This is a genomic window from Protofrankia sp. Cj5 (assembly GCF_917627405.1).
Lineage (GTDB): Bacteria > Actinomycetota > Actinomycetes > Frankiales > Frankiaceae > Protofrankia.
In genome coordinates this window covers 1-7551 of record NZ_CAKJTO010000051.1, presented here as the reverse complement: position 1 = coordinate 7551, position 7551 = coordinate 1, and the positions used below count along the sequence as shown (strand labels likewise).

8 protein-coding genes are annotated in these 7551 nt (G+C 66.9%); 4 read left to right on the top strand and 4 right to left on the bottom strand.

Features of this window, described 5'->3' with window-relative positions:
* Positions 1 to 59: 59 nt before the first annotated feature.
* The 4 genes from disA to MJ777_RS12865 all read right to left on the bottom strand — a co-directional run bounded on the left by disA (position 60) and on the right by MJ777_RS12865 (position 4570).
* Entirely contained in the window at positions 60 to 1139 is a 1080-nt protein-coding gene (disA, locus tag MJ777_RS12880; protein WP_239376332.1) for a DNA integrity scanning diadenylate cyclase DisA, read from the bottom strand.
* Positions 1140 to 1265: 126 nt separating this feature from the next.
* Positions 1266 to 2711, bottom strand: a complete 1446-nt coding sequence (radA, locus tag MJ777_RS12875; protein ID WP_239348183.1) for a DNA repair protein RadA — start codon at positions 2709 to 2711, stop codon at positions 1266 to 1268.
* A 170-nt stretch (positions 2712 to 2881) separates the two neighbouring features.
* Positions 2882 to 3499 (bottom strand): hypothetical protein, encoded by a 618-nt coding sequence (locus tag MJ777_RS12870; RefSeq protein ID WP_239376331.1) that lies wholly within the window; start codon positions 3497 to 3499, stop codon positions 2882 to 2884.
* A 240-nt stretch (positions 3500 to 3739) separates the two neighbouring features.
* On the bottom strand, positions 3740 to 4570 hold the full coding sequence (locus MJ777_RS12865; RefSeq protein ID WP_239376329.1) for a hypothetical protein: 831 nt from the start codon (positions 4568 to 4570) through the stop codon (positions 3740 to 3742).
* 418 nt (positions 4571 to 4988) lie between these two features.
* Here MJ777_RS12865 and MJ777_RS12860 point away from each other — a divergent pair, with 418 nt between their 5' ends.
* From MJ777_RS12860 to MJ777_RS12845, 4 genes are all read left to right on the top strand, one after another.
* Positions 4989 to 5471 carry a CarD family transcriptional regulator gene (locus MJ777_RS12860; protein ID WP_239311227.1) on the top strand — a complete coding sequence of 161 codons (483 nt, stop codon included), beginning with the start codon at positions 4989 to 4991 and terminating at the stop codon, positions 5469 to 5471.
* 58 nt (positions 5472 to 5529) lie between these two features.
* Positions 5530 to 6213, top strand: a complete 684-nt coding sequence (ispD, locus tag MJ777_RS12855) for a 2-C-methyl-D-erythritol 4-phosphate cytidylyltransferase (RefSeq protein ID WP_239311226.1) — start codon at positions 5530 to 5532, stop codon at positions 6211 to 6213.
* 227 nt (positions 6214 to 6440) lie between these two features.
* Positions 6441 to 6923, top strand: coding sequence for a 2-C-methyl-D-erythritol 2,4-cyclodiphosphate synthase (gene ispF / locus MJ777_RS12850; protein WP_239376354.1), 483 nt, complete (start codon positions 6441 to 6443; stop codon positions 6921 to 6923).
* Positions 6924 to 7034: 111 nt separating this feature from the next.
* A complete protein-coding gene (locus MJ777_RS12845) occupies positions 7035 to 7430 on the top strand; it encodes a PPOX class F420-dependent oxidoreductase (RefSeq protein ID WP_239311225.1) in 396 nt (131 codons plus the stop codon).
* Positions 7431 to 7551 lie beyond the last annotated feature (121 nt).

Sequence of the window (7551 nt, the reverse complement as noted above, 5' to 3'; positions counted from 1 at the left end):
AGATGGAGGCTGCCCTCGAGTCAGGGGTCCCCAAATTTTCGCGAAGCGGAAATTTGGGGTTAGACGTAGCGTTCGAGGATGCTGGACTCGGCGAGCCTGGACAGCCCCTCACGAACGGCTCTGGCGCGCGCGGCGCCGATACCCTCGACGGTCTGCAGGTCGTCCACGCCGGCCGCAAGCAGTTTCTGCAGGGTGCCGAAGTGGTCGACGAGCCGGTCCACGACCGTCCGGGGCAGTCGTGGCACCTTGGCCAGCATCCGATACCCGCGGGGACTGATCTGGCCGTCGAGTACATCCGCGCCCCCAGGGAAGCTGAGCGCGCGGGCGAGCACGGTCAGATCCAACAAATCGGTCGGTGACATCGCGGAGAGCCGGGCGAGAATCTCGGCGGCGGTGCCCACCTTGCCTCCGGAGGGCAGATAATCGCGGACGGTGAGTTCCCGTTCGGTTTCCACCCCTGCCATCAGCTCCTCGAGCTGGAGGGACAGCAGCCGGCCGTCGGTACCGAGTTCGACGACGTAACCTTCGATCTCGTCGGCGATCCGCCGAACCATTTCCAGGCGTTGGCTGACGGATATCGCGTCGCGGACGGTGACGAGATCTTCGATTTCCAGGGCGGACAGCGTGCCGGCAACCTCGTCCAGCCGCATCTTGTAGCGTTCCAGAGTCGCCAGCGCCTGGTTGGCCCGGGACAGGATGGCGGCTGAGTCATCGAGGACGTAGCGCCGGCTGGCCACGTACAGCGCGATGATCCGCATCGACTGGCTGACCGAGATCACCGGATACCCGCTCTGCTTGGCCACCCGTTCGGCCGTGCGGTGCCGGGTACCGGACTCCTCGGTGAAGATGGTCGGGTCAGGCACCAGGTGCACGGCTGCCCGTACGATTCGTTGCAGGTCCGACGACAGGACGATCGCGCCGTCCATCTTCGCGAGCTCGCGCAACCGGGTGGCGGAGAACTCGACGTCGAGCTCGAAGCCACCGGTACAGATGCCCTCGACCGCCTTGTCGTGCCCAAGAACGATCAGGCCGCCGGTATGGCCGCGGAGGATGCGCTCAAGCCCATCCCGGAATGGGGTTCCTGGGGCGACAGCGGCCAGTGTCGCCCGGAAGGTGTCATCCCCGGGTGGTCCTGCCATCTGGCTCCCTCGGTATCTCGGCGTTCCGCCGTGGTGATGGTATCGGGCGGGCTGCTTTGCCATGCCGTTCCCATGGCATTGTAGTTGAATATGATTTTGTAGTTAAATTTTTGGTCACTGTGATTTTCATTTATTATCACCATACATATGCTGTATTGCGCTGTTCAGGTCGCACACTTCGATCGTTGTCATGCCCTCGGGCGCCGGACCCGCGTCCGGGGGGACGAGGGCCCATCGGAAACCGAGCCGGGACGCGGCCGTCAGACGCCGGCGGACCGCGCCCACCGACCGGACCTCGCCGGCCAGGCCCACCTCGCCGACAGCGATGAGGTTCGCGGGAATGGGGCGGTCCTCAACGCTGCTGATCGTGGCCAGCGCGACGGCGAGATCGGCGGCCGGCTCGGCTAGCCGGACCCCACCGACGGTAGCCGCGTACACGTCCGATCTGCCAAGTTGGAGCCGGCCACGGCGCTCAACGACAGCGAGTATCATTGCGACTCTGGCTGAGTCCAGCCCGGAAACGGCCCGTCGCGGCACCGCCGCCGTGCAGCTTGCCACCAGCGTCTGTACCTCAGCAACCAGCGGACGGCGGCCTTCGACCGTGACCGTCACGCAGGTGCCGGCGACGCCGTCCACGGGTCCGCCGTCATGCCAGCGGGACAGGAACAGCCCGCTCGGATCCGCGATGCCGCGGATACCACCGTCGCCCATCTCGAAGCAGCCGACCTCGTCGGAGGGGCCGAAACGGTTCTTGCTCGCCCGGACCAGGCGTAGTGACGAATGCCGCTCGCCTTCGAAGTGCAAAACGACATCAACCAGGTGTTCCAGCAGCCGCGGTCCGGCGACCGCGCCATCCTTGGTCACGTGGCCGACGATCACACATGCCATGTTCAGCGCCTTTGCCGCGCGGATCAGTGCCGCGGTGACCTCGCGGACCTGTGTGACCCCGCCGGCTGCCCCTTCAGCGGTGGCGGTGGTGATGGTCTGTACCGAGTCGACCACCAAAAGTTCGGGACGAACTTCGTCGACGTGGGTGAGCAGAGCCTCCAGGTCGGTCTCCGCGGCGACCCACAGATCGGGGTGTACCGCTCCCGTCCGCCCGGCGCGCAGCCGGACCTGAGCCGTGGACTCCTCACCGGTGACCACGAGCGCCCGAGCGCCCGATGCGGCACTGCGCGCCGCGACCTCAAGCAGCAACGTGGACTTACCGACACCCGGCTCCCCGGCCAGCAGGACGACCGCTCCGGGAACGAGGCCGCCACCGAGTACTCGATCGAGTTCGGTGACCCCGGTGGGCCGGCTGCGAGCCGTCGTGATGTCAACCGCGGACATGGGGCAGGCGGGGGCCGTGATCGTCGCGGTCGACCGGGCGAGGCCACGCCCGCCCGACCGGTGGGTTGAGCGGACCGCGGGAGCCTGGGCCTCGATCGTCCCCCAGGTGTTGCAGCGTGGGCACCGGCCTGCCCATTTGACCGACTCCGTACCGCACCCACTGCACCGGAAACCGCCCGATGCCGCTCGGGAGGACGTGCCCGATGCGTTCGGACGGGGAACGGGAGGCCGGGATGACATGGCCCGCACCGTATCGGGACGGTCCGACAACCACCATGGGGCAGTTGCCGAGCGGCCCTGTCAGGCTGCCGACGATGTCAGTCGGCCGACGTCAGCCGGACCGGCATCGCCGGCAGTGACCGAACAGCGCTGGCCGGTGGCCGATCGCGTGTTCTCCGGCTGCCGGACGATCAGCCGGTGGCGCCGGCCGGGTGCGTCGTGCCGGCGGTCGGGCTACTGGTCGCGGAAGCGGGAACGGAAGCGGTCGGACTGCTGGTCACCGATCGCGCGGACGGCGTCGGGAGCGATGTCGCTGGCGGTGCGGACGCTCCCGGAGCGGGTGGTTCCACCGGGACGGCGAGGGTGATGCTGCCGGCCTTGGCAAAGGTGAACGTGACCGCGATCGCCTGCCCGACGAGCAGGTCGCGGTTCAGCCCGGTCAGCGTGGGAGCATTACCGTCGGCGATATAGATGTTGCTACCGCCTGGTTCGAGGATGGCTCTCTTCGGGGCTTGGCCGCCGGTCGCCGCCGGCGACGCGACCTGAACGATCTGGTCCTCCTCGGCTCCGCCGTTGAAGAACGCGGACACGACCTGGGCCTTCTCGCCTGAGGCCGCCGGTCCGGCCACGTAGACATTACGCAATGAGATGGTGCCGATGGCACCGGAGACGGTGTTCGTCGTCGTGCGCGCCTGTGCCGTCACCGCGTCATTACCTGCCGCACACGATGTAAGTGCGACCGCGCCGATCAGTGATGCGGTGGCGAACAGCGAGATGGTCGCGGTACGCACACCCGGACGGTGGCTCACGGCTCGGCTGCTCCTCCGTGCGGTACCGACGGTCATCTTGTCGGCACTGATTGACCCTGCCGCCGGACTGGCGGACGGCTTGTGGCTGGCTCCACCCGAAGACTCACATACCCGACGGGTTCGACCGCGGAGCACAGCCTAGTGCAGCGGCGGCGGCACGAGCCCGGACTCTGCGCGTGGCGGCCGGTGGTCCGTGATAATGATCACCTAGTGCCGCTCGGTCGGCGGAGCGGTGCTCGGTCAGCGGAGCGGAAGGGCTCCGAGCCAGCCCTCCAGGCGGTCGCCGGGAGCGAAGACGCGAGGTGGCTGTACCAGCCGGCCGTCCGCGGCGACAAGGAGCAGCGTCGGCTGTTGGGGATCCGCACCGACCAGGCGGGCAAGGGATCCGTCCGGGTCGCCGAAGCCGAGGGCCCGCCCGCCCGCGGCCTCGGGCGCACGGGTGAGCTCATTCAGAGCTGGGCTGTCCGCTCCCGGGGCGAGCAGATAGGTCGGCACCGGGTTGCCCTCATGGGCTTGGCCCACGATGTCGTGGACGGCTTTCGCGCAGTCGCAGGCCGTTGGCAGCAGCACGATCAGCGCCGGTCGAAGATCGGAAGCGATGCGCGACCCGTGCGCGGCGCGGAGCGTGATGTCGGGCAGCACGCTCCCGACGGTGCCCAGCTGCGCGGTTGTGGTCGCGAGCGGGAGCGGGCGGGTGGGCGCGGGCGGGCGCGGATGAGCGAGGACGAGCGGCACCATGGCGCCGAGCGCGCTGATGATTATGAGAAGTACCGCGATGATCACACTTGGGGCGGGGCGTGACCGGTGAGCCGGTCGGTCGGCCGGTGCGGGGCGCAGGCCTGGAAGAATCTTGCTGATGAGCTCCCGGCGCCGCAGCGACTGTAGTTCGGCGTGGTAGGCGGCGACGTCGTCGGCCAGCTCGCTGATGTCGTCCGGGATGTGGATGTCGTCCGGGATGTCGTCCGGGACGTCGTCACGGTGCCCGTTCCGGGGGCGGGAATGATGGTCGTCACGGCCGGGCCCGTTGCCCTCGTCGTCCCCGGAGGCGGGCGGCGGCGGTGTGAGGTGCACCTGTCCATCGTGGCCGATGGACGGCCCATCTGCCGGGTGGTATAGGAAGACTAGTGACCAAAGGTCGCGCGATCGTGGTTCCTTCCGCGTGGACGAAGGTCCGAGCGAGCTTGGGTGAAGTCATGGATCGGGCGTGCTGGAACGGCAGCCGTACGCCACGAGAGCACGGCGCTGCCGGCGGTCCACGTAGGTCATCGGTGTCATGGGGGTAGCGAGAGGCACAGTAAGGACATCGGGGTAGGCTGCCCGCGTCGGCGGCCTTTGCCTGTTTCGCCTGGTCCGGAGCGTCGCGGACCCCTTGGCGGCACGTCACCGAGGCGCCTAGGCGGGCCAGCCGCGGCCTGCCTTACAAGCATGCGTCTGACCTGGGTCGATGCATGCGTGTTACTCTGGTGAAGGCGGAAGGGGCACTTGACACATGGCGTTCCAAGTCGGCGAGACCGTTGTTTACCCACATCATGGTGCTGCTCTCATCGACGCGATTGAAACACGCGTCATCAAGGGCGAGGAAAGGCTCTATCTCGTACTCAAGGTTGCTCAGGGTGACCTGACTGTGCGCGTCCCAGCGGACAACGTTGCGATGGTCGGCGTCCGTGACGTGGTCGGTCAGGACGGTCTCGAGCGCGTATTCGAGGTTCTACGGGCTCCGCACACCGAGGAGCCAACCAACTGGTCACGGCGGTACAAGGCAAATCTTGAAAAGCTCGCGTCCGGCGATGTGAACAAGGTTGCTGAGGTGGTTCGCGACCTCTGGCGTCGTGATCGCGAAAGGGGGCTGTCCGCAGGTGAGAAGCGCATGCTGAGCAAAGCGCGACAAATCTTGGTCAGTGAGCTCGCACTCGCGGAAGGCACAAATGAGGACAAAGCCGAGGCCATGCTCGACGAGGTCTTGGCAGGTTAGCCGGCGGCAGGTAACGCGGATATCCAGACGTCCCCAGTCCTTTTGACACGTAATGCGTATGTCTGACCGTGTAGCCGCGGTCGTTCCGGCAGCCGGCCGCGGCGAACGTCTTGGTGGTGCCATACCCAAGGCGCTTCGTGGCTTGGCCGGTCGTACCCTCGTGCAGCATGCGGTTGATTCACTGCTGTCCGCGACCTTGGTGAACCAGGTGGTCGTCGCCGCTCCGGCCACGGAGCTGGAAACATTTGTCGCCCTGCTCGGGCCTGACGTACATGTGATTGCCGGTGGCGCGGAGCGCATCGATTCCGTGCGGGCAGCCATATCCGTTCTTGATGAGACGGTGGGGGTGGTCCTGGTGCACGACGCGGCTCGTCCATTGACACCCCCCGCGCTTGTTGATGCGGTCGCCGCCGCGGTGCTGAGTGGGGCGCCAGCGGTGATCCCCGTACTCGCGATAAACGATACGATCAAGCAGGTTGATGGAGCGGGCCGGGTTGCGCGGACGCTTCCGCGTGATGTTCTGCGCGCTGTGCAGACACCACAGGGATTCCGTAGGGATGTGCTGGACGAGGCCTATCGGTTCGGCGGGACAGCGGACGGGGTGGCGATTACGGACGATGCGGGGCTGGTTGAGGCGCTCGGCGTCCCCGTGACAACTGTTCCCGGTGCTCAGGAGGCTTTCAAAGTGACCCGACCGGTCGATCTGCTTTTTGCCGAGGCGCTGCTTGCGCGTCGTGGCTAGACCCTCGGGCCGCTGGGCGCACGGAAAGAGACGTAATCGTTTGATTTTTGGTCGACTGATCCCCGCGGTTCCGGGCGCGCGAAAAAAATCATAGTTGTATGCCCCGGGGGTTCTGGCCGGATTCGGGGTTCCGTACCGCCCGACCAGCGTGGCGCTGCCTGCCGGTGCGCAGCCGCGGCCAGCGCGTCGCACGAGGGTGCCGATAGTGTTCCTGTGAGGTGAGGAAGTTGTCGCTGGCCGGACTTCCCCGAGTGGGTGTCGGCGTGGACGTCCACCCGTTCGCGGCCGGCCGCCCGTGCTGGGTGGCGGGTATTTTCTGGCCGGACGAAACCGGCCTTGCCGGGCATTCGGATGGTGATGTCGCGGCGCACGCGTCCTGTGACGCGTTGCTGACCGCGTCCGGACTCGGCGATCTAGGTTCGATCTTCGGCACCGGCCGGCCGGAATGGGCCGGGGCGGCAGGGGTCACCCTGCTCACCGAAACGGCGAGGTTGCTGGCTAAGGCGGGCTGGACGATCGGGAACGTCGCCGTGCAGATCGTGGGGAACCGGCCCCGGATGGCCGCACGGCGCGCCGAGGCCGAGGAAACCCTGACGGCCGCGGTCGGCGCGCCGGTGAGCCTGTCCGCAACCACCACTGACGGTCTTGGGCTTACTGGGCGCGGTGAAGGCCTCGCGGCGATCGCCACCGCATTGGTTGCCCGCGGCTGATCAGTGTGTGTCCCATCCACATGGTTGATCATGCCTGGTTGGCATGAGAGCTGCTGACTGCCACCGCGAATGAGAGGCTGAGAACGCGACGGGACCCGGCGGAGGAGCTTGATGTCGCTATATCTACCCGAAAAGGTAAAGGATCTTGCGGATGCCGCGATCTACGTGACGCTCGCAACGATCCGTCCCGACGGGTCTCCGCGGATGACAGTGCTGTGGGTCGCACGCGATGGCGATGACCTGTTGTTGTCCACGGTCCGGGGCCGCGCCAAGGAGCGTGATATCGCGCGAGATCCGCGGGTGGGGATCATGTTTCTCGACCAGCGGGATCCCTACGGATACGTCGAGATCCGCGGCCGGGCAACCCTGACCGAAGAGGGCGGCCGCGAGCTTATCGACGCTCTCGCGGTGAAATACACCGGTGACGAGACCTATCAGTGGGACGGGCCGGACGCGGTCCGGGTGGTCATTCGCGTGACCCCTGAGCGGCTGCTCACCACCGGGTGAGACTTCCACGTCGAGACGCCGGGAGCTTCGGCTCCCGCGGTGGTCCATGCTGCTCCGTGCTGCTCCGCAGTGGATCGCTTGTGTGTTGATGTGTTGTTTGTCACAAATTGTTTTGGGCTGC

Bases quoted from the DNA above. Each gene is read 5' to 3' on its own strand.
- disA (WP_239376332.1), bottom strand. From the start codon at position 1,139: ATGGCAGGACCACCCGGGGATGACACCTTCCGGGCGACACTGGCCGCT.
- radA (WP_239348183.1), bottom strand. From the start codon at position 2,711: ATGTCATCCCGGCCTCCCGTTCCCCGTCCGAACGCATCGGGCACGTCC.
- MJ777_RS12860 (WP_239311227.1), top strand. From the start codon at position 4,989: ATGGCGTTCCAAGTCGGCGAGACCGTTGTTTACCCACATCATGGTGCT.
- ispD (WP_239311226.1), top strand. From the start codon at position 5,530: ATGTCTGACCGTGTAGCCGCGGTCGTTCCGGCAGCCGGCCGCGGCGAA.
- MJ777_RS12845 (WP_239311225.1), top strand. From the start codon at position 7,035: ATGTCGCTATATCTACCCGAAAAGGTAAAGGATCTTGCGGATGCCGCG.